Genomic DNA, 20,481 nt, shown 5'->3' with positions numbered 1-20,481 from the left:
ATCCGCAATTCAGGCGCCGAAAAGAAGGTATGGCGGCACAACGATCTGGAACACCTTGAGCAATTGCTCAGCGAAACCGATCCCGAAGTGCCCAAGCTGATCGCCTTTGAAAGCGTCTATTCGATGGACGGCGATGTTGCGCCGATTCACGCGGTTTGCGACCTTGCCGACAAGTACAACGCACTGACCTATATCGACGAGGTGCACGCCGTTGGCATGTACGGCCCGCGCGGCGGCGGCATCAGCGACCGCGATGAAGCGGCGCACCGCATCGACATCATCGAAGGCACGCTGGGCAAGGCCTTTGGCGTGATGGGCGGCTATATCGCGGCGGACAAGAAGATCATCGACGTGATCCGGTCTTATGCGCCGGGGTTCATCTTCACCACCTCGCTCAGCCCGGTGCTGGTCGCCGGTGTGCTGGCATCGGTCCGTCACCTCAAGGCCTCCAGCGTCGAGCGTGAGGGCCAGCAGGCTGCCGCCGCCACGCTCAAGCGTTTGTTCGCTGATGCCGGACTGCCGGTCATGCCAAGCACGACGCATATCGTGCCGCTGATGGTCGGCGATCCGCAGCGCGCCAAGCAGATCAGCGACATCCTGCTCGCCGAGTACGGCGTCTATGTGCAGCCGATCAACTTCCCCACCGTGCCGCGCGGAACGGAGCGCCTGCGCTTCACGCCGGGACCTTCGCACACCACGGCGATGATGGAAGAACTGACCAGCGCCTTGGTCGAGATCTGGGAACGGCTGGACCTGCGCAAAGCCGCCTGAGACGCCCGGTCCCGGTGAGGGACTGATTTTGCCATGGACCTTACGGGAAATTCCGATAGGCTTGTGCTTTCGGGGCGCAAATCTGCGTCCTTCGAAGGTGTCGCAACCGGAATTTGGAGGGGTACTATGGCCGAAAAGTGGGCGGCTGACGTCAAGAAATATGCGCCTGACGCAGATGATGGCATCATATCGGGCATCGTCAAATATTGCGGGATCGCCCTGCGCAACCGCGATTCTGCGCTGGTCAGCTTTTCCGACAAGACTGAACTTGCCCGTGTGCGGACGAATTTCCTCCAAAAGAAACTGGGCCTGACGCAGGACGATGCCGCGCTTGATGCGGCCATTGCCTCGGTCAAGGAGAAGATGAAGGCGGACCGGACCAAGAACCGGGTAACGGTTTACTACCTCCTCGCCAGCCAGTTCGGAAAGCTGGCCACGTTCGCGCCCAAGCCGGCTGCGGGTTCTAGGGCTGCGAAGCCTGCTGCGACCAAGGCGGTAGCTCCGAAAGCTGCTGCTGTGCCAAAGGCGACAACCGCGAAGATAGCCAAACCCGCCGCTGCAAAGCCCGTTGCGGACAAGGCTGCACCGAAGACTACGGACGCCAAACCAGCTGCCAAGGCCGCCGCGAAGGCATCTCCAGCCAAGAGCGCGGCAACGCCGGCTGTCAAGGCCGGCCCCACCAAGGCCACTGCGGCCAAGGTTGCGCCTGCCAAGGTCCCCGCGGCCAAGGTGGCAGCTTCCACCAAGCCGCCGGCAGCAAAGTCCGCATCTGCGGCTAAGGCTCTCGCTGCCAAGACCCCAGCAAAGGCCAAGCCGGAAGCGGCGCCAACCGGCGTTGCCACTCTGGCGAACCTCGACAGCAAGGCCAAATCCGGCAAGGCGAGCAAGGCGACAGTCGAACTTGCTGCCCCGGCAAAAGCCCCGAAGGCATCTGCAGCGGCGAAAGCTGCACCGGCCAAGGCGGCGTCTGCACCGGCACCGAAGCCAGTTGCCACACCGGCACCAGCACCAGTTCCGGCACCAGTTCCAGCCCCCACTCCAGTGACTCCAATCGCGGCCTCCAAGCCAGCTGGCGGTGATGCGGTCCAGAGCCTGGTTAGTGACAAACCCTCGGATCAAGGTTCCTCGGCCTGGCTGTGGTGGTTGCTCGCCATTCTGGTGCTGCTGATCGTCGTCTATCTTTACCTGTTCAAATAATCGCCTGATCAGTGGAACCGAGTGTCTGACATGAAAAAGGGGCGGAAGGCGATCAGCTTTCCGCCCCTTTCTTCTGCCCGCGCGATTGCCTAGACCGGGTCCATGGAGCTGAACCCGATCTATTCCGGCATGGGCGTGACGATCTTTGAAAAGATGTCGGCGCTGTGCCGCGATGGAAGCCGCATCAACCTTGGTCAGGGCTTTCCCGATGACAGCGGGCCAGCGCAATTGCTGGCGGCGGCGGGCAAGGCCTTGCTCGAACGGTCGAATCAATACCCGCCCAGCCCCGGCGTGCCCGAACTGCGCGATGCGGTGGCGGCGTGGTACCGTCGCTCGCAGCATCTGGACTTGTTACGTGAGAACGTAATTGTCACCTCAGGCGCGACCGAGGCGCTGGCGGCGGCAATTCTCGCCTCGGTCAGCCCCGGCGACGAAGTGATCCTGTTTGCTCCGGTCTATGATGCCTATGCGCCGCTGGTCCGCCGCGCGGGCGGCAAGCCGGTTTTTGTGACGCTGCGGCCTCCGGACTGGCGTTATGACAACGATGCGATTGAAGCGGTGATAACCGAACGCACCCGCGCGATCATTCTCAACGATCCGCTCAATCCCACCGGCACCTGCGCCAGTGACGAGGAACTGACCACCATCGCGCAGGTCTGCATCCGCCACGACCTGCTGGCGATCTGCGACGAGGTGTGGGAGTCGGTGCGCTTCGACGGGCAGGTCCAACGCTCGCTGCTGTCGTTCCCCGGCATGGCGCAACGCACGATCAAGATCGGGTCGGCGGGCAAGATTTTCGGCGTGACCGGCTGGAAGATCGGCTGGCTCTGCGCCGCCCCTGCGCTCGCGTCGGTCCTCGCCCGCGTGCACCAGTTCCTCACTTTCACCACGCCACCGGCACTGCAATACGCCGTGGCCGAAGGACTGGCGAGCGATGCGCTGATCGATGAGCGCAAGGAAGGCTGGGCCCGGACGCGCACCTTCCTCAATTCCGCGCTTAGAGCTGCCGGTTTCTCTGTGCTGCCCAATCAGGCAACCTGGTTCACCTGCGTCGATCTGCCAGGTTCGGGCTTCACGCTGGACGATGCCGCATTCGCCGAACGGGCAGTGCACGAAGGCATGGTCGCCTCGATCCCGGTGTCCGCTTTTTACGAGGCTGATGCCGTCACCAGCGTACTGCGCCTATGCCACTGCAAGGCCGAAAGCACGCTGGCGGAGGGCGTAACCCGCCTCGCCCGGTTCCGCGATGCGCTAGCTTCGCACTGACCCGCTGATCCGGGCTTCCCAGTCCGCAGGCAGCGCGATCTTCTTCGCCACTGGAAAACCCAGATAGCCGTTGTGCGCGAAGGAATAGGCATTCGTGCGCAGCGGATCACCCGAGACGAGGACCATGAATTCATCCGGCCGGGTAACGATCGGCACCATGCGCTTTGGATCATCGTTCAGCGCAAAGTCCTTCGGCAAGCGGCCCAGCATGACCTGATGCTTCAGGCTGTCGATCTTGAACTCGGTCCAGACGTTCATCATCGTCTCGATCCGGCCTGCTTCCATGCGGGCGTGATCGTAGAGGTACTGCTTGATGTCGTCCTTGCTCCAACAGGCCTTGGCGATGGTTTCAGCCAGGATCGGACTGAGCACCAGCGCCGGGCGCAGCGTGCCGAAAGTCAGCCCGCCAACGGTGAAGGAAATTTCCCAGCCGGTTTCCTTTGCCACACCATCAGCAAGGTAAGGCATCATCGCCTCAGGCGTCGCGCCGGTGACGGACGGCAAGACGTCGCCGCCGGTCATGCGGGTGATCGTCACCGTGTTGTCGCCAGTGCGGAAGCCCATATCCTCGGCATTGGACGGCCACCCCATCCCCGCCAGCGCATCCTCGTTCTCTGCCAGCACGACGCGGAAGGTGTTGCCGAAGCAGCCCTTGTCCGTCTTGTGCAGGCGGAAGCCGGCGATGTTGCGCAGCGCGAGCCGCCAGAACCGGCCAACGCTGGTGTTCGGCTTGAACCCGTCGCGCAGCACACCCTGGGTGTAATTGAAGCCCAGTTGCTTGATGATCGGCCCGTTGAGGATGATCAGCGTTTCTGATCCTGGCGTATTGCCTGAATGCTCCACGCCATAGATCGGATCGGCCATCGCCTCGCCCAGCGCGATCAGGATCGGCATATATTCGGGCCGGCAGCCCGCCATCACGCCGTTCACCGCGATCGACCAGATGGTCACCGCACGGCTTTCAGGCAGGACGATGCCGAGCGTCTCGTTGGGGTCCCGGTCTGTGTAGGACAGGAACTCGGCGATCTTTTCAGGTGTCGGCGGGACGATGGGCAGGCCGTCGCTCCACTCACGGTCGTAGAAGAAGTCGTTCACTTCCTCGAAGCTGCCCTCGAACACGATGTCGCGCGCGCCGGGTTCGTCCGGCAGAACGACCTCGTCGGGCTGCACGGTCAGGTTGGCGATCACCTCGGCGGCAGTTACCTCAGCCGCATGACGGCGAATTTCGGCAACCGACTGCGCGCCCGGATGGCCGACAATCGTCGCCACCGGCATGTTGGGATAGCCCAGCCCGACCCGCGTCGCCGCAGCCTGACTCAAGAACCCTTCGCAGACCAGCGAAGAGGTGGGGTATCCGGCACGTTCACAAATCTCGCTGGCCCGCAACACGGCGGGTGTGCAAGAACCTCAGCAGGCCATACTCGATATGGCGGCATCCACGCCCAGCTCCTTGAAGCGCTGGGGCAGCGAGGCAAGGATTTCCTTCTCGTTGAGCCCGTGGGTAGAGCCGAATTCGCGCCAGGAAACGAACTTCACGTCCGGATAGGTCTCGCGCAGCTTGCTCTCGAGTTCGTCGTAGATCTCGTCACCGGCGAAGAGGTAATCCCACAGCTGGGCCACCGTCTTGCCGTTCAGCGTATCGAGCCGCCGCGCGAGCTTGCGCACCTTCAGGCGCCGTTCGCCGCAGGGCCAGACGACCTGATACTTACCGTCGCTGGATGCCATCGATCTATCCTTCACTTGCCTGCCGAAAGCATACGATGCGCCGCCTCGGCTGCGCTCACGCCTTCTGCCATTGCTTCAATTCCGGTGCCACCGAATCCTGCGCGCGCCTCTCCTGCGAAGAACACGCGCGGGTCGTTGACTACAAAATTCGAGCCGCGCTCAAGCCCGATGAACGGGAACACCCCGTCGCAATCGAGCAAGGATGCCGCGCCGGTCTTGACGTTGCGCAGCGCAAGGCCGGTCACCTTGCCATCGCCGACAATTTCCGTGACTTCGCTGTCCCAGACGAAGCGCACATTGTCGCGCGCGTCGAGCTTGTCGATGTGTTCGCGCCGGGCCTTCATCGGGCTGCGGCAGACCATGGTGACTTGCCCGGCCATCTTTGACAGCGACATCGCCTCGTGCACCGCGCCGTCGCCGCCGCCGATCACCGCAACGTGCTTGCCGCGATAGAATCCCCCATCACAAGTGGCGCAGCGCGATACGCCGCGGCCGGCAAATTCCTCTTCGCCCGGAACGCCCAGCCTTTGCAGCGCGCCGCCGGTGGCGACGATCACCGCTTCGGGAGCATAGGTCCGGCCCTCACCATCAACCAGCGACAGCCGATCGCCCGGATCCATCCGCACCACAGCGGCATCGACGAGCCGCACGCCAACCTTCTGCGCCTGTTCAAGCAAGTGCATAGCCAGATCCTGCCCTGACCAGTTGCCCGGGAACGGCAGGTCATCAACCTCGCCCACTGTGGCGACGAGACCGCCATAAAGGCCCGATGATTCGAACAGCGTGACCAGCCGGCCAAGCCGCGCAGCGTGGCGCGCCGCCGACAGGCCCGCAAGGCCTGCGCCGATCACCACAACCTCTTCCACATTTTTGAGCGGCCTTGCCACACCTTCTCCCAGTATGTTTGAACAGGTGATCAGCACAGCTTGCCCGGCGGCGCAAGAGTGGATGTTTGCACAGCAATGCACCGTTGCCTATTCGTTGGCCATCCGGCATGCATCGCCGCGACGGAGTAACGACAAAGCATGGATGAAACGGCAATCGATCCCGCGGTGTTCCGCCGGGTATTGGGCAACTATCCCACAGGTGTGACGGTCATCACCGCCGTGGATGAAGGCGGGCAGCCGATTGGCATGGTCGTCGGTACGTTCACATCGGTCTCGCTTGATCCGCCGCTGGTCGGGTTCCTGCCGGACAAGCGCTCGTCGTCTTGGCCGCAGATAGAAAAGGCGGGTCATTTCTGCGTCAACGTGATGGCACGCGATCAACTTTCCTTGTGTGCGCAGCTTGCCAAGTCGGGGCCGGACAAGTTCAGCGGCGTAAACTATGCGGTGTCGGATCACGGCCTTCCAGTGCTCGAGGGCACGATGGTTTCGATTGAATGCAGCTTGCACGCGGTTCAGGAAGCCGGCGACCACTGGTTCGTTACCGGGCTGGTCGTGAATCTCGAATCGCGGCGCGATACTGATCCGATGCTGTTTCACAAAGGCAGCTATGGCGGATTTTCCGCCAACCCGTGAAACCGCCCGGGCGACTTGACTATCGCTCGCGGCACTGCTGTACGACCGTTCAGCAATGCCGGGCAGTCCGGCTTGGGAGAGCAGATTCATGACTCGTTCGCTAGGTGGCCGCGTGGCCGTGATTACCGGTGCTGGCTCGGGCATGGGCCGTTCGATGGCCCTGCGTCTGGCTGAAGACCACGCCAAGATCGCCATCTGGGACATCAACGCCGAAGGCGCTGAGGAAACCGCACGTCTGGTGCGCGAAGCCGGCGGCACCGCCATCGCCATACGCGCCGATTGCTCCGACCAGGCCGAGATCAAAGCCGCAGCGGACCGCACCCGCGCTGAACTCGGCAAGATCGCCATCCTGATCAACAATGCCGGCATCGCGCCGTTCGACGATTTCCTGTCGATCGATCTTGCGACGTTCGAGCGGGTTCTCAAGATCAACCTGACCGGCCCGTTCCTCGTCACGCAGGAATGCGTGCCCGACATGATCGAGGCCAAGTGGGGCCGGATCGTCAACATTACCTCGTCCTCGACCCAGTCCGGGTCGGCGCTGCAGACGCATTACACCAGTTCGAAGGGTGGCCTGCTGGCTCTGACCAAGTGCCTCGCCATGGCGCTGGGCGAACATGGCATCACCGCCAACATGATCCCGCCGGGATCGATCGACACGCCGATGCTGCGCGGTGCGGAAATCATGCAGACTCCAGGCGCGGTCGAGGCTTACGGCGCGGCTCTGCCGGTCAAGCGCATCGGCACGGGTGAAGACATCGCCGCTGCCGCAGCCTTCCTCGTTTCGGAAGAAGCCGGCTACATGACCGGCCAGACGATCAGCGTGAATGGTGGCCGCTATATGGGTTCAGCCTAAGGGCTGACTGCCTCAAGAAAGAGACCGTCATCCTGAACTTGTTTCAGGATCCATTGTGCCGCCGACACCGACCGACGAATTGACACTCTGCGGCACCGCCACGCGCCCGATCACACGTCGGGCGCGGCAGGCTTGATGGATCCTGAAACAAGTTCAGGATGACGAACTAAGTAGGTCAAAGGATAACCGTGCAGACCTCTGCCGGCGATGACCTTTCGATCATCCCGTAGGTCGTCTGCCCGTCCCAAGTGAACTTCACGCCGCCCTGCTGGTTGTTGAAGCCGTTCACCCCCGGGTTGCCCATGTGGAACGTGGCGTTGACCGTTTCACCGGCGATGGCGAAGCTGCCCTCCGCTGTCTCGATCTGGCATGACACATCATCCCCGCGCGGCATCACTCGGCGCAGGAACGGGGCGTTGCGGACTTTGCCGGACAGGAACTTCTCACCCGTCCAGACATAGGCGTTGTTGTACGTGTCCTCCGGATCTTCGCCCGGCATCGGCGGGTAAGTTATGAAGCCGAAAGCCCGGCCATCAGGGAAAACCGCTTCCATCCAGGCGTGTCCGCGAAACGCGCCCATGGGCCGCACCGACTGGCGGCGAATGCGGCTGCCGAGGCAATTGAACGCCTGACTTTCGCCCGCCACGCTCAGCTCACCGCTGCCACGAAAGCAATGTTCGGTGCGCCAGCCATAGCCCATGGATCCGGCATCGGCGCGCTCCCGTTCTGTCATTCCGGCGAGCTTCTCCTCGCGGTAATCCTGCACCCAGGCGGGGGCGACCATTTCAAGTTCGACCGCCCAAGAAACCGGCACGCGCGTCCTGCCATCTAGGCCTTTGGACCGGCCCGCATCGGCATATGCGCCGAATTCTGCGCGGATCTGTTCCTCAACCGTGCCCTCCCACGCCTCGCCTTCATAGGACACGGCCCAGCGGCGGAACGGTTCGATACAGCGGAATGTCAACCCGTCGCTGCCCAAGGTATCCGGCCTGCCGCTTGGGCCGATCGGTGACTGCGAGCGCCCAACCGCGCTTTCGCGCAGAACCCGGCCATCGGCGAAAGCGACATTCATGTCATAGCGGTGCGTGTCCCACACCGCCCCCTGCGCCTCGATCCCGACACGCGGCAGGGCGAACTTGCCGTTCTCCTCGAAGATCCACACCGAGGCGCTTTCGCGCATTTCCGGGTCCGTAGGGCGGGCCGGAAACATGTAGTCGATGTCGCTTGGCAGTCCGCCGTTCCAGTCAGTCATGGTCAATCTCCCTGACCACATGGTGCCCCAACGCGGATCAGGGGCAAGCCGCCGCCGCGATACCTCTCAGTCACCGAGGATGCGGTGGCGGGCATCCATGATGTCGGCGAGGTGATTGACAGGATCGCCCGCCGTTACCCCAGCTTCGACCGGCATCAGAATGCCAGTGATCTGCCGCGCCCGGTCGCTGGCGAGGAACAGCGCGGCCTGCGCGCAATCCTCCGGATCACCGCGCCGCTTGAGGATCTGGTTGGAGAGATAGACCGCGTCAATTTCCTGATCGAGCGCGGCCAGCTTGTCACTCGCCGCGCCTTGCTGGAACGAGGAAAGTTGGGTGCGGATATGGCCGGGTACGAGGCAGTTCACCCGGATACCATATCGGCCAAGGTCTATCGCCGCAGACTTGCTGAACTGGTTGAGCGCCGCTTTCGATGCGCGATAGGTCATCATGGCATGGCCGGCGAGCATGCCGGCGATCGACGAATTCTGCAGGATCACTCCGCCGCCGTGCTGCATCATGTGCCGCGCAGCGATCTGCGTGCCGAGCATCGGCCCAAGCACGTTGACCCGCATTACCCGGTCGAAATCGTCGAGCTTGTCATCGATGAAGTCGGGATAGGCGCCGCAGGACATGCCGGCGTTGTTGAACATGATGTGGAGGCCGCCGAAGTGCGAAACCGCCAGATCTACCGCCGCTTGCACCTGCTCCCGGTTGGAAACATCGGTGCGGATGAAGACCGCGTTATCGCCAAGGCTGACGGCCAGCGCTTGCCCCGCATCCTCATCCATGTCGGCGATCACGACTTTTGCACCCTCGGCCACGAACAGCCGTACAGAAGCCTCGCCAATGCCCGAAGCGCCGCCGGTAATGACAGCGACCTTGCCCGATAGCTCAGCCATCAGGTTTGCCGCCGCGTGAAAGTAATCGGCAGGCTTTCAATCGTACGGGTGGCGACTGTCGGCACGTAGCGGATGTCCTCCACCGGGATCGCCAGCTTGATGTTGTCGAGGTGGCGAACGATCTCGCGCGCCATGACTTTCACTTCCATGCGGGCGAGCGCGAGCCCGACGCAGCGGTGCGAACCGCCACCGAAGGCCACGTGGCGCGCGATGTTGGGCCGGTCGAGATCGAACTTGCGCGGATCGGGGAACACCGTTTCGTCATCGTTGCCCGAGGCATAGACCAGCAACAGGTGCGCGCCTTCGGGAATGGTCGTGCCACCGACCACGACTTCCTTCGTCGCCATGCGGGAAAGCGCGCGGACCGGAGGTTCTATGCGCAGCAGTTCCTCGACGAAACGGGTCAGCTTGCGATCGTCCTCGACCACTTCCTTGAGCAGGTCGGCAAAGCCGTCGCGCGTGGTGATCAGGTAGAACAGGTTGCCGATAGCCGTGGCGGTGGTGTCATTCCCGGCGATCAGCGTGGCGCGAACCAAACTGACGGCTTCTTCAAAAGTCAGCTTGTCGGTCGTGCCATCAGGATTGGGCAGTTCGGCGTGGACCATGTCTGAAATCATGTCCTCGCCGCGGTTGGCCTCGCGCTCCTTCATCTTGCCGATGATGTAGTGTTGCAGGTCGCAGATCTGGCGGGCATTTTCCATCATCTGCTCGCGGTTCTGCATGCGGCCGATCTGCGCGGTGACAGCGACCGACCAGCGGCTGATCTGTTCTTCCATACCGTGGTCGAGCCCGAGTTGCTCGACGATCACCCGAATGGTCAGCGGCACGGCGATTTCCTTCACCGCATCGGCGCTGCCCTTGTCGGCGACGCTTTCCAGCAGTTCGCGCACGGCCGTGGTGATACGGGGCTCGAGCTCCTTCACGCGGTGCGCGGTGAAGGCGTTCTCCATCAGCTTGCGGATGCGCGTGTGGTAAGGCGGGTCCGACATGATCGCATCGGGGAAATAACCGCCGCCTTCGGTGCGCAGGATTTCCTGGAATTCGGCCTGCATCCCCCGCGCCTGCTGCGTGTGATAGCCCTTGTTGACCGAAAAGGTCATCGGATCGGACTGGACGAACAGGATATCCTCGTGCCGGGTGATCAGCCACGATTCCAGCTTTGGATCGAAATGCACCGGGTCGCCATGGCGGAGCGCCGCGTAGAAGGCGTTGGGATGCGCCTGGATGGCATGATCGGCGAGCGTGCCGGTAGCAATCAGCTCCTTGTCGGCGGGCGAGAGGTCCTGCGTTTCCATGTTCAATCCTGTCCCAGGTAATTGCTGGCACAATGGCGCAGCGCCAGGGGAGCGGCCATAGCCTTTATCGAACCAGCGCTTGCCCCCTGCGGCAAAGCTTTATCGAAGCGCTCAGGCGCTGGGCGCGACAGTGACTTCGATGCCGTCCAGCTCGGCACTCATCTTGATCTGGCAGGAAAGGCGGCTGCCCGCCCGCGGCTCGGCGGCCATGTCGAGCATGTCCATCTCGATGTCATCAGGCTGACCGACCTTTTCCATCCATTCGGCTGCCACATAGACATGGCAGGTGGCGCAGGAGCAGCCGCCGCCGCAGTCGCCGAAAATACCCTCGACTCCGTTCGCCTTGGCCACTTCCATAAGGCTCAGGCCTTCATCGACAGTGTCAAAGGTGCGGGTTTCGCCCTTCACGTCGGTCATCGTAACTTTGAGGCTGCCCATTGTACTCCACTCTCTCCCGGCGACATGGAAGGAGTGGAGCAGGCCGGCGATTCAGGCAAGGTCTGCCCGCCGCCTCGCCGTCAAGGGAAACGGCCAGTGCGCTGCCAGTCATTTGGCACAGGCGGTCATGCGCCTATCCTGCCTATGAGAGAAGCACGCATCCGTGCCGCAGAGAGGGTACCGCCAGTGGCCACCACCGCCATTATCAACGCGACAATTTTCGATGCGACCGGCAAGGCGCCGTTTACCGGACACGTGCTGGTTGAAGGCAACGCGATAGTTTCCGTCTCGCAAGGCGATGCCCCGCAGGCGGACACGGTGATCGAAGCAGCAGGCAAGTTCCTGATGCCCGGCATGACCGAAGGCCACGGGCACCTCTCCTTCGAAAACTGCGCCGCGACCGAACACCTGATCACGCCCACGCCTGAAGAACAGGTCTTCGCCGCCGCGCGCGGGGCCAAGGCGCTGATTGATGCCGGGTTCACCAGCGTTTACGGCGCTTCCGAGGCTAAACTGCGGCTCGGCGTGGCGGTGCGTAATGAGGTCAACGCCGGCCGCCTCCCCGGCCCGCGCATCCGTGCCGGCGGGCTGGAGATCAGCGTTACCGGCGGCATGGGCGATGAATCGACCGACCACAATCCGCGCATCGGCCCTTCCACCCTGATCAACGGGCCCGAGGAAATGCGCGCCGAAGTGCGCCGTCAGATTCGCGAAGGGGTAGACAACATCAAACTCGATGTCTCGGGCGACCCGTTCTACGCGTGGCGTGCGGGTACGGTCGGAACCCCATCCACCTGCTCGCCAATGCATTACGACGAGCTCAAGATGGCGGTCGATACCGCGCACAATCTGGGCCGCAAGGTCAACGTCCACACCCGCTCGGTCGAAGGATCGAAGATGTGCGTGCGCGCAGGGGTCGATGCGCTATTCCATGTCGAACATTCGGATGAGGAACTGCTCGACATGCTTGAAGAGGCGAAGGACCGCCTCTTCGTCGTGCCGACAATCGACCTGTTCCACCAGATGGTCACCGGCGGCGCGGCCTGTGCCGGCATCACCGCCGAAGTGGCAACCATGATGGGCGTACCGCCGCTGATCGAAGCCTCTATTGAAACGCACACAGCACTCCGCAAGCGCGGCGTTCGGCACCTGATAGGCGGCGACTATGGTTTTGTCTGGGCGCAGCAAGGTCAGCAGGCGCGCGATCTGGTCCGCTTCGTGGACTACTATGGCTACAGCCCCGCCGATGCCTTGGCCTGCGCCACCCGCAACGGTGGACACGCCATGATGGGCGATGGCTCGCTCGGCACGATCGAGGCGGGCAAGCTTGCCGACATGATCCTCGTCGATGGTGACGTTCTTGCCGACCTGTCCATCCTATCCGACACTGCGCGCGTGGTCATGGTCATGAAGGACGGCGCGCTGCACAAGTCTCCCGCCAACTGATCCGCGTAAGGTCGCCGAACGACCATTGAAGGAAACGAAGCCATGAATGTCGAAACCGGCAAGCTGCATCCCGGCGAGGCCCGCTGCCCGGCGATCTCCACGCAGGACATCATCGCCGCTGACAAGGTCGAGGCGCCCGGCTGGGTCCGCAGCGAAAGCTACGAATTCCTTGGCAGCGAAGACATTTCCAAGGATCGCTACATCAGCCCGGATTTCGCCCGGCGCGAGATGGAATCGATGTGGACCCGCACATGGCAATTCGCCTGCCGCGAGGAGCATATTCCTGAAGCCGGAGACTATTACGTCTACGATATCGGCCCCTATTCATTCATTGTCACCCGCATCGAAGACGGATCGATCAAGGCCCACTTCAACGCCTGCCTGCACCGGGGTACGAAGCTCAAGCCTTCGGGCACCGCCGGTTACGCGTCGAACATCAAGTGCCCGTTCCATGGCTGGACCTGGAACCTCGATGGCACCAACAAGAAAGTACTCTGCCCCTGGGACTTCCCGCATGTCGACCCTGACAAACTGACCCTGCCCGAAGCCCGCGTCGAAACACTGGGCGGGTTCGTGTGGATCAACATGGACGCCGAGGCCCCAGCGCTCCGCGACTATCTCGGCGCCAAGGCAGTCGAGCATATCGAGGCGTGGAAGCTGGAGGACCGCTACATCTACTGCCACGTGCAAAAGAGCTATCCGGCCAACTGGAAACTGACCGTGGAGGCCTTCATGGAGGCCTATCATGTGCTCGATACGCACCCGCAGGTCGCGCCATCGAACGCCGACGCCAATTCGCAGTACGATGTCTATGGCGAGCACGTGAACCGCTTCATCTCGTGCCTTGGCGTGATTAGTCCGCACCTGGAAGGCAAGTTCACCGAGCAGCAGATCCTCGACCAGTTCACCATCGGCGATGCTTCGGTCCTGTCTGACGATCGCCCGATGGTCGGCGATGGCACCGCGCGGCAGGCCATGGCCGATATGTTCCGGGGCATGTTCGAGCAGGCCACAAACAGCGACTTGTCGAACGTTTCGGATTCCGAACTGCTGGATTGCTTCAGCTATACGATTTTCCCGAACACCTATCTGTTCCCGGGCATTTCGCTGCCGATGGTCTATCGATTCCGCCCCGATCCCAAGGATCACCGCCGCTGTATCTACGAAGTGATGTTCATGCGCCCGGTCCCCAAGGACGGCCCGCGCCCCGATCCCGCAGAGCCTATCATCCTGCGTGATGACCAGTCGTTTGCCGAGGCGGAAGGCATGGACCCCGGATTTGGCAAAATCCTCGATCAGGATACCGACAACCTTTACGCGCAGCAGGAAGGGCTCGAGGCTTCAGCCAAGTCCGGGCTGACGCTCGGGAATTATCAGGAAATCCGTATCCGCCACTTCGAACGCGCAATCGACAAGTATGTTGCCATGCCGCCGAAGCTGCCGAGCCGCTGAGACGGGCGCGCACATGACCGATCTTGCCGGTCGCACGGTCCTCATCGCCGGGGCTTCCGCCGGACTGGGCGCAGGCTTCGCGCGCGCCGTGTCGGCCGTGGGCGGCAGGGTCGTGCTTGGCGCGCGGCGGCTCGACCGGGTGATGGCGCTGGCTTCCGAGATTGGCGATCGGGCTTTGGCGGTGCCACTCGACATCACCAGCGAAGACAGTGTGATCGCCGCCTTCGACGCCGCCGAGGCACGTTTCGGTTCGGTCGATGGAGTTGTTTGCAACGCAGGCGTCGGCACCGGCGGGCGGTCCACCGTTGTGCCCAAACAGGGTTTGCGGCAAGTGCTCGATACCAACCTGCTCGGCTCCTACCTCGTCGCGCGAGAGGGCGCGCGCCGGATGATCGCTCGCGGTAGCCGTGATAGCGGCGGGGGCCGGATCGTCATGATCGGATCGATCACAGCGGAGCAGAACGGCACGGGCGATGCCATGTACGCCGCGACCAAAGCCGGCCTTGCCCACCTCACCCGCCAGTTCGCGCGCGAATGGGTGCGGCAGGGGATCAACGTCAATTGCCTGCAACCCGGCTGGATTCCGTCCGAGATCAACGCCGAGTGGTTCGCGAGCGAACGCGGCCAGCAGGACATTGCCGGGCTGCACCGGGGGCGGCTACTTGAAAGCGACGCGCTTGACGACATGCTTGTCTACCTGCTGTCTGACCGCAGCCGGCAAGTGACCGGATCGACCTTCACCATCGATGACGGACAAAGCCTGTGAGCGCGCTGAAGGGATTGGTGATGGTCGAACTCGCCGAGCGCGTTTGCGGCGAATATTGCGGCAAGCTGATCGCGGATTTCGGCGCTGAGGTCATCAAGGTCGAACGGCCCGGCGGATCGCCGACGCGCAGCATGGGGCCGTTCAAGGATGGCCAGCCGGGGCCCGAGCGATCCGCGCTGTTCGCCTATCTCAACACCAACAAGAAATCGGTCGAGTTCGATCCGGCAGAACCCAGCGATCGCTCTAAGCTGGAAGCCCTGCTGGCCCGCGCCGATGCGCTGGTGGACGATCATGCCAACCCGCTGTTTTCGCCGGAGGACCTGTCCGCCCGATTCCCCCGCCTTGTTCACTGCCTGATCACGCCATTCGGCCAGGGTGCACCACCGGAATACCAGCAGGCACGCTCAATCAACGTGATCAACGCCGGCGGCTGGGCTTATCATTCGCCGAGCGAAACACCGGCTGACAAGCCGCCGCTGAAAGGCGCGGGACGGTTCCTTTCCGATTACGAAGCCGGCATCGACGCGGCGCTCTGTGTGCTCTCTTCGCTGCTGCGCCATCGCCGCACCGGATCGGGCCAGTTCATCGACATTTCAGAGGTTGAAGTGCAGGTAAACCGCACTGACACCGTGCTGGGCCGCATGCTCGCCGGAGAGCAGGAACCGAACCGCGCGCGCACCGCCTATGACATGGGCGGGCCGGCAACCAGCTTCGCCTGTGCCGATGGCTACCTCTACATTTTCATGACGACCAAGGCGCACTGGAAAGGGCTGATCGCGCTGATGGGCGCGCCGGACTGGGTGCAGGACTTTCCCGAGGACTGGCTCGAATTCCATTGCACGCCGGACCGCGTGGCGCAGTTTCGCGCGCATTTTGCGCTTTGGGCGAAAGACCAGCACAAGCATGTGGTCTCCGTCGACGGGCAGAAACTCGGCGTGACCATCGTGCCGGTGAACAGCGCGGCCGACCTGCCGGGCAACGAACAGTTCCAGCACCGCGGCTACTTCCAGTCGCTCACCCATCCGGTGCTTGGCGAGGCGTTGTATCCGACCGCCAGCTACAAGCTGAGTGCAACGCCGGTGCAACTGCGCTCCCCTGCGCCTGCACTCGGTCAACACAACGGGGAGGCATTCTGATGCCCCTTCCCCAACGCGGCGGGCCGCTATCGGGCGTTCGCATACTCGCCTTCACCAAGGTCTGGGCCGGGCCTTATGCCGGCAAATACCTCGCCCAACTCGGGGCCGAGGTGATCAAGGTCGAGTCGATGACCAACCTTGACGAGATGCGCGCCTATGGCGGGGTGGACATCGATGCCGCGCCCTATTTCCTGTCTATCAACCAGGAAGTGCTTTCTATCCAGGTCAACATGAAGACACCCGAAGGGCTGGAGCTGGTCAAGCAGATGGTCGCGACAAGTGACGTGGTGATCGACAACATCCGGCAAGGCGCGATGGAGCGTTCCGGGCTGGACTATGACAGCCTGAAGGCGATCAAGCCCGACATCATTCAGCTCTCGCTGAAGATGTGGGGCACTGAAGGCCCGCTGGCTTACCAGACCGGCTACGCCCCCTGCTTCGCGGCCCTGGCGGGGCTCAATTACCTCGTCGGACACGAAGGCGAAGTGCCGCGCGGCATGAACATCCGCTATGGCGATTCCACCGCCGGAGCCTATGCCGCGCTGGCCATAGTCGCCGCCCTGCATCACCGGGAGAGCTCCGGCGAGGGCCAGTTCATCGACCTGTCTGCGGTCGAGGCCATGACCAGCTTGATCGGTGACAGCCTGCTGGCGTGGAGCGTCACCGGCGACGTCCCACAGGCCGACGGCAACTACCACGCCGAGATGTGCCCGCACGGCGTGTACCCTTGCGCGGACGGCGAATGGCTCTCCATCGCGGTCGATGGCGAGGATGAGTGGGCCGCGCTGTGCGGCGAACTCGAGCTGGACGCCGCCCCCGGCCACGCTTCGCTCGCGGGACGACAGGCGGACCGGCACGCCATTGATGCCGCCATCGCCACCCGGACCGTTACCCGCGATGCCTCCCAGCTTGGCGAGACCCTGCGCGCCGCCGGGGTGCCGGCCTTCCGCTCGCAAAGTTCGATCGACCTGTGCTCGGACGACCTGATGTGGTCGCGCGGCGGCTACCGCATGGTGACCGACCACCGCACCGGCAGCCGCCCGATCATCGGCCCGCCCTGGCGCATGACTCCGGACGAAGCGCAGATTGAACGCGGCGCTCCGCTGCTCGGCGAGCACAACGACTATGTCTACGGCGAGCTGCTCGGCCTTCCCCCCGGCGATATCGCGGACCTGATCGCGCGAAAGGTCATCGACTAGGCCGCGCTTCCCGGCCAGCCTTGCAGGACTGCCCGGAGGACACTGCAATGGAACTCGCCTTTTCGATGCCGCACCTGCTTGAACTCAAGGCATCGATGCAGCCGTGGGAGCTGGGCGTCACTGGGGCGGACCAGACGCGGCTGGCAAAATGGGCGGAAAAGCTGGGCTTCGAGATGATCTGCGTGCCTGAACACCACATCATCCCGCGCCATCATATTGACTTGTCCGGGCCGTTCTACTTCCATGCCTTCGCCGGGATGTCCTACCTGGCGGGCGCAACCGAATCGATCCGGGTGAACTCGTGCATCTCCATACTGCCGCTGCAGAACCCCATCGTTTCGGCCAAGGCGCTGGCGACGCTGGACTGGATGTCGAGCGGGCGGGCGATGATCACCTTTGCTGCCGGCTGGCTGGAGGAAGAGTTCCAGATCCTTGGCGTGCCGTTCCACGAACGCGGCGCGATCTGCGAGGAATACCTTGCCGCCATCGTCGAGCTGTGGACCAGCGATAATCCGGAATTCGAAGGCAAATACGTCAGTTTCAAGGACGTCGCCTTCGAACCAAAGCCGGTGCAGAAACCGCACTTGCCACTTTGGCTCGGCGGCGATGCTGATCCGGTCCTTCGCCGCTGCGGGCGGTATTGTTCGGGATGGTGGCCGTTCCTGACCAAGCCCGAAACCATCCCCGAAAAGATCGACTACATCAAGTCGCAGCCCGACTATGCCGGCAAGCTTGAGGACGTGTTCTACGGCCTGTCGACCAGCCGGGTTGGCGAAGGCCATGTCGTGATAGACGATCCAAAAGCCCGCGCCGGTCAGACCAAGCAGGAGATCATCGACCGGCTGAACTGGTTCCGCGAACTCGGCGTGACGATGAGCGGCATTCCCATCCCGGCGGTCAGCGGGGTGGAGGAATATATGGACTACACCCAGTGGGTGGCTGAAGAGATCATGCCGGCGGTGCGGTAAGGGCACACTTCGCGAAGATACGTGCATCGTCATCCTGAACCTGTTTCAGGATCCATCGTGCCTGACCCTCAGGTCCCGGTGCAGAAAGCCAGCTGCGCCGTTGCGCTTCTGATCTGGCGTATGGCGTGTTGTGCGAAATGGATCCTGAAACAAGTTCAGGATGACGGAATCCAGAAGTGGCCAAGCATCCACCTAACCCCAGATCGCTTCCGCCGCCGCCGCCGCATTGGCACCGCGGCCACCCAGTTCTCCGGTGAGGAACTTCAGGCGATAGGTCCACAGGTGCAGCGGATGCTCCAGCGTCATGCCCATCGCGCCCATGAACTGATGGAAGTCATATCCCACCCGCTTCGCCGTATCGAGCGCATGGCTCACGGCCAGAGCAGCATCGCCATAATCACCACTGCCGGCCGCGCGCAGGGCGAGCCAGTAGGCGGCGTTCGTCAACACTTGCGTTTCCGCCATTCGGTGACGCAACGCCTGGAAAGTGGCGATCGGACGGCCGAACTGCTTGCGCTCGGAAGTGTAGGTTTTCACGCTATCGAGCGCCGCCGCGAGCAAGCCCGCCGCTTCCGCCGCCACGCCGACGCGCCAAAGGCGCAGGGCCTCGGCCGAGACCATATCATGCAGTCGCGCATCGGCGGGCACTTCGGTGAGGTAGGCGAGCGGATAGGCGTAGAGCGGTTCGTCAGTCACAGCGCGCACATGATTCGCGCTGGCAGTGAAGGTCTTCACCCCCCCCTCGCCAACGACAACCACCGTCGCCCCCGGTTTCAGGTAGCGCACCGGGCGACCAAGCCGCCCTTCCTCGACCAGACACAGCGGGCGCGGCAGGTCGGGATCGAGCGCGATGCGCAGCAGCGCCGAAGCGCCGGCTTCCAACGCAAAAGGCAACCTAGCGAGGCGTTCGATCACCAGCGCCGCAGTGACCGGCCCCAGTTCTTCCATCGCCATGACATCAAGAAACCCGCCCTCGGCCAGTTCGGCATCAAGCTCGTCGCTGACCAGTGCCAGCGAACAATCGTGCATCGGCACGGAGGCATAGGGACGCGTCAGACCATCGAGAAAGTCGATAATCTGGCGTTGGTCTTCGTTCAGCGCGAGGTCCATTACCTTGGCTCCCTCGGCAGTTCGAGCACGTCGCCCGCGATAATGTTGAGCTGGATTTCCGCCGCACCGGACGCGATGCCGGCAACGATCCCGCGCTGGTGGTGCATCTTGAGATAGGGCGAGCCATCGGCCAGCGCCTCGGGCACGAATTCCACCACAAATTCGCACACCGCGCGTTCGGCCATGACCGTGGCAAACCGCGCCGAGCTGGCCTCTGGCCCAACGCCGAATCCTTCGCTGCGCTTTTGCACAATGGCATAATTCGCCGTCCGCGCGCCTTCGCAAAGCGCGGCGCAGCGGCCAGCCTCGGCCTTGACGATTTCGCCGGTCCAGTCGCCGCGATCTTTCAGCATCGCCACCGCCCGGTCGAGCGCGGTGCGCGCCAGATGATAGCGCGGGATGCCAAGGCGTTCGTTAGTCAGCGAATAGCCGATGATTTCCCAGGCCTGCCCTTCTTCGCCAAAGCGCTGGCCGATTGGCACGATCACATCGTCGAAGAACACTTCATGGATGTCGCCCTCGCCGATCAGGCTCGGGATCTGACGCACGGTGATGCCCGGCGTGTCCATCGGCACGAGCAGGATGGTGATGCCGCGCTTGCGATCGTCGCTGGTGCGGGTGAGCAAGAAGCAGGTGTCGGCCAGCCCTGCGTAACTGGTCCAGATCTTCTGTCCGTTGACCCGGTAATGCCCGCCTTCAAGAACGGCGCGGGTGCGCAGGCTCGCGAGGTCTGAACCGCTGTCCGGCTCCGAAAAGCCCTGACACCACAGCATTTCGCCATTGGCAATCTGCGGCAGGTAATGCGCCTGCTGGTCCGGGGTACCATAGCGCATCAGCGTCGGGCCGATCCAGTTGACGTTCATGTACTGGCCGCCACGCGGCTCGCCAAATTCCCACATGACTTCGGCCAAAATCTGCTGGTGCCAGGGATCTAGCCCCTGCCCGCCGTGTTCGACCGGCCAGTGCGGGAACAGCATACCGTTATCCGCCAGCTTCCGGCAGAATTCGGCGGCGAATTTCGTCAGCGCCGGACTGGCCGGACCGTGCTGCGAGAAGGCCTCCCAGTCAGCCGGCAATTCCGCATCGAGGAAGGCGCGCAGCTTGTCGCGAAACGCCTGCTGCTCTTCGTTCCAGGTGAATTCCATGGCGGAAGGGTTAGACGAGCGGCGAGCAAGGTTCCAGAC

The 20,481-nt window shown here is 63.0% G+C and carries 20 protein-coding genes; 11 read left to right on the top strand and 9 right to left on the bottom strand.

Going from position 1 to position 20,481, the window contains the following annotated elements; genetic code table 11:
• From hemA to RMO89_RS06840, 3 genes are all read left to right on the top strand, one after another.
• Window positions 1-771: 5-aminolevulinate synthase (gene hemA / locus RMO89_RS06850; RefSeq protein WP_310532040.1), on the top strand; the 771-nt coding region annotated here is incomplete at its 5' end.
• A 126-nt stretch (window positions 772-897) separates the two neighbouring features.
• On the top strand, window positions 898-1,968 hold the full coding sequence (locus tag RMO89_RS06845) for a DUF2853 family protein (RefSeq protein WP_310532039.1): 1,071 nt from the start codon (window positions 898-900) through the stop codon (window positions 1,966-1,968).
• Window positions 1,969-2,070: 102 nt separating this feature from the next.
• Window positions 2,071-3,234 carry an aminotransferase gene (locus RMO89_RS06840; protein WP_310532037.1) on the top strand — a complete coding sequence of 388 codons (1,164 nt, stop codon included), beginning with the start codon at window positions 2,071-2,073 and terminating at the stop codon, window positions 3,232-3,234.
• On the opposite strand, the gene RMO89_RS06835 is transcribed toward RMO89_RS06840, so the two are convergent.
• The 3 genes from RMO89_RS06835 to RMO89_RS06825 all read right to left on the bottom strand — a co-directional run bounded on the left by RMO89_RS06835 (window position 3,220) and on the right by RMO89_RS06825 (window position 5,846).
• The gene (locus RMO89_RS06835; protein ID WP_310532035.1) at window positions 3,220-4,554 is read right to left on the bottom strand and encodes a UGSC family (seleno)protein; all 1,335 of its coding nucleotides are present in this window, start codon (window positions 4,552-4,554) and stop codon (window positions 3,220-3,222) included. The two genes, RMO89_RS06840 and RMO89_RS06835, sit on opposite strands and share 15 nt — an antisense overlap.
• A gap of 87 nt (window positions 4,555-4,641) precedes the next feature.
• On the bottom strand, window positions 4,642-4,959 hold the full coding sequence (locus tag RMO89_RS06830) for a hypothetical protein (protein ID WP_310532034.1): 318 nt from the start codon (window positions 4,957-4,959) through the stop codon (window positions 4,642-4,644).
• 11 nt (window positions 4,960-4,970) lie between these two features.
• Window positions 4,971-5,846 carry an FAD-dependent oxidoreductase gene (locus RMO89_RS06825; RefSeq protein ID WP_310532032.1) on the bottom strand — a complete coding sequence of 292 codons (876 nt, stop codon included), beginning with the start codon at window positions 5,844-5,846 and terminating at the stop codon, window positions 4,971-4,973.
• A gap of 138 nt (window positions 5,847-5,984) precedes the next feature.
• Between RMO89_RS06825 and RMO89_RS06820 the strand changes: the two genes are divergently transcribed.
• Together RMO89_RS06820 and RMO89_RS06815 are read left to right on the top strand one after the other, a co-directional pair.
• Entirely contained in the window at window positions 5,985-6,479 is a 495-nt protein-coding gene (locus RMO89_RS06820; RefSeq protein ID WP_310532031.1) for a flavin reductase family protein, read from the top strand.
• Between the two features lie 88 nt (window positions 6,480-6,567).
• Entirely contained in the window at window positions 6,568-7,335 is a 768-nt protein-coding gene (locus RMO89_RS06815) for an SDR family NAD(P)-dependent oxidoreductase (protein WP_310532030.1), read from the top strand.
• Between the two features lie 175 nt (window positions 7,336-7,510).
• Here the strand turns inward: RMO89_RS06815 and RMO89_RS06810 are convergent, their stop codons facing one another.
• From RMO89_RS06810 to RMO89_RS06795, 4 genes are all read right to left on the bottom strand, one after another.
• Complete coding sequence (locus tag RMO89_RS06810; RefSeq protein WP_310532029.1) at window positions 7,511-8,587, bottom strand: hypothetical protein; 1,077 nt, start codon at window positions 8,585-8,587, stop codon at window positions 7,511-7,513.
• A 66-nt stretch (window positions 8,588-8,653) separates the two neighbouring features.
• Window positions 8,654-9,487 carry an SDR family oxidoreductase gene (locus RMO89_RS06805; protein WP_310532027.1) on the bottom strand — a complete coding sequence of 278 codons (834 nt, stop codon included), beginning with the start codon at window positions 9,485-9,487 and terminating at the stop codon, window positions 8,654-8,656.
• Window positions 9,487-10,782 (bottom strand): cytochrome P450, encoded by a 1,296-nt coding sequence (locus RMO89_RS06800; RefSeq protein ID WP_310532026.1) that lies wholly within the window; start codon window positions 10,780-10,782, stop codon window positions 9,487-9,489. The genes RMO89_RS06805 and RMO89_RS06800 overlap by 1 nt, the downstream gene beginning before the upstream one ends.
• 111 nt (window positions 10,783-10,893) lie before the next feature.
• Window positions 10,894-11,220: a 2Fe-2S iron-sulfur cluster-binding protein gene (locus RMO89_RS06795; RefSeq protein ID WP_310532025.1), complete on the bottom strand. Its 327-nt coding sequence runs from the start codon at window positions 11,218-11,220 to the stop codon at window positions 10,894-10,896.
• A 186-nt stretch (window positions 11,221-11,406) separates the two neighbouring features.
• Here RMO89_RS06795 and RMO89_RS06790 point away from each other — a divergent pair, with 186 nt between their 5' ends.
• The 6 genes from RMO89_RS06790 to RMO89_RS06765 are packed head-to-tail and all read left to right on the top strand — an operon-like array spanning window position 11,407 to window position 18,187.
• Window positions 11,407-12,666, top strand: coding sequence for an amidohydrolase family protein (locus RMO89_RS06790; RefSeq protein WP_310532023.1), 1,260 nt, complete (start codon window positions 11,407-11,409; stop codon window positions 12,664-12,666).
• A gap of 42 nt (window positions 12,667-12,708) precedes the next feature.
• Window positions 12,709-14,118 (top strand): aromatic ring-hydroxylating dioxygenase subunit alpha, encoded by a 1,410-nt coding sequence (locus RMO89_RS06785; RefSeq protein ID WP_310532022.1) that lies wholly within the window; start codon window positions 12,709-12,711, stop codon window positions 14,116-14,118.
• A gap of 13 nt (window positions 14,119-14,131) precedes the next feature.
• Window positions 14,132-14,884: an SDR family oxidoreductase gene (locus RMO89_RS06780; RefSeq protein ID WP_310532021.1), complete on the top strand. Its 753-nt coding sequence runs from the start codon at window positions 14,132-14,134 to the stop codon at window positions 14,882-14,884.
• A complete protein-coding gene (locus RMO89_RS06775) occupies window positions 14,881-16,020 on the top strand; it encodes a CoA transferase (protein WP_310532019.1) in 1,140 nt (379 codons plus the stop codon). Before RMO89_RS06780 ends, RMO89_RS06775 begins: the two co-directional genes overlap by 4 nt.
• On the top strand, window positions 16,020-17,219 hold the full coding sequence (locus tag RMO89_RS06770) for a CoA transferase (RefSeq protein ID WP_310532018.1): 1,200 nt from the start codon (window positions 16,020-16,022) through the stop codon (window positions 17,217-17,219). Before RMO89_RS06775 ends, RMO89_RS06770 begins: the two co-directional genes overlap by 1 nt.
• 47 nt (window positions 17,220-17,266) lie before the next feature.
• Entirely contained in the window at window positions 17,267-18,187 is a 921-nt protein-coding gene (locus tag RMO89_RS06765; RefSeq protein WP_310532017.1) for a TIGR03619 family F420-dependent LLM class oxidoreductase, read from the top strand.
• Between the two features lie 192 nt (window positions 18,188-18,379).
• Here RMO89_RS06765 and RMO89_RS06760 read toward each other — a convergent pair whose 3' ends face one another.
• On the bottom strand, window positions 18,380-19,297 hold the full coding sequence (locus RMO89_RS06760) for an acyl-CoA dehydrogenase family protein (RefSeq protein ID WP_310532015.1): 918 nt from the start codon (window positions 19,295-19,297) through the stop codon (window positions 18,380-18,382).
• Window positions 19,297-20,442 (bottom strand): acyl-CoA dehydrogenase family protein, encoded by a 1,146-nt coding sequence (locus RMO89_RS06755; RefSeq protein ID WP_310532014.1) that lies wholly within the window; start codon window positions 20,440-20,442, stop codon window positions 19,297-19,299. The genes RMO89_RS06760 and RMO89_RS06755 overlap by 1 nt, the downstream gene beginning before the upstream one ends.
• Between the last annotated feature and the right edge of the window lie 39 nt (window positions 20,443-20,481).

Origin of the sequence: Novosphingobium sp. (assembly GCF_031424035.1) — a bacterium.
Taxonomy (GTDB): Bacteria; Pseudomonadota; Alphaproteobacteria; order Sphingomonadales; family Sphingomonadaceae; genus Novosphingobium.
The sequence above is the reverse complement of the archived record's forward strand: the minus strand, read 5'-3'. Positions and strand labels throughout refer to the sequence as shown.

What these genes read in the sequence shown, in the direction of transcription:
- RMO89_RS06845 (WP_310532039.1), top strand. Translation starts at nt 898, where the DNA reads ATGGCCGAAAAGTGGGCGGCTGACGTCAAGAAATATGCGCCTGACGCA.
- RMO89_RS06840 (WP_310532037.1), top strand. Translation starts at nt 2,071, where the DNA reads ATGGAGCTGAACCCGATCTATTCCGGCATGGGCGTGACGATCTTTGAA.
- RMO89_RS06830 (WP_310532034.1), bottom strand. Translation starts at nt 4,959, where the DNA reads ATGGCATCCAGCGACGGTAAGTATCAGGTCGTCTGGCCCTGCGGCGAA.
- RMO89_RS06820 (WP_310532031.1), top strand. Translation starts at nt 5,985, where the DNA reads ATGGATGAAACGGCAATCGATCCCGCGGTGTTCCGCCGGGTATTGGGC.
- RMO89_RS06815 (WP_310532030.1), top strand. Translation starts at nt 6,568, where the DNA reads ATGACTCGTTCGCTAGGTGGCCGCGTGGCCGTGATTACCGGTGCTGGC.
- RMO89_RS06810 (WP_310532029.1), bottom strand. Translation starts at nt 8,587, where the DNA reads ATGACTGACTGGAACGGCGGACTGCCAAGCGACATCGACTACATGTTT.
- RMO89_RS06805 (WP_310532027.1), bottom strand. Translation starts at nt 9,487, where the DNA reads ATGGCTGAGCTATCGGGCAAGGTCGCTGTCATTACCGGCGGCGCTTCG.
- RMO89_RS06800 (WP_310532026.1), bottom strand. Translation starts at nt 10,782, where the DNA reads ATGGAAACGCAGGACCTCTCGCCCGCCGACAAGGAGCTGATTGCTACC.
- RMO89_RS06795 (WP_310532025.1), bottom strand. Translation starts at nt 11,220, where the DNA reads ATGGGCAGCCTCAAAGTTACGATGACCGACGTGAAGGGCGAAACCCGC.
- RMO89_RS06785 (WP_310532022.1), top strand. Translation starts at nt 12,709, where the DNA reads ATGAATGTCGAAACCGGCAAGCTGCATCCCGGCGAGGCCCGCTGCCCG.
- RMO89_RS06780 (WP_310532021.1), top strand. Translation starts at nt 14,132, where the DNA reads ATGACCGATCTTGCCGGTCGCACGGTCCTCATCGCCGGGGCTTCCGCC.
- RMO89_RS06770 (WP_310532018.1), top strand. Translation starts at nt 16,020, where the DNA reads ATGCCCCTTCCCCAACGCGGCGGGCCGCTATCGGGCGTTCGCATACTC.
- RMO89_RS06765 (WP_310532017.1), top strand. Translation starts at nt 17,267, where the DNA reads ATGGAACTCGCCTTTTCGATGCCGCACCTGCTTGAACTCAAGGCATCG.
- RMO89_RS06760 (WP_310532015.1), bottom strand. Translation starts at nt 19,297, where the DNA reads ATGGACCTCGCGCTGAACGAAGACCAACGCCAGATTATCGACTTTCTC.
- RMO89_RS06755 (WP_310532014.1), bottom strand. Translation starts at nt 20,442, where the DNA reads ATGGAATTCACCTGGAACGAAGAGCAGCAGGCGTTTCGCGACAAGCTG.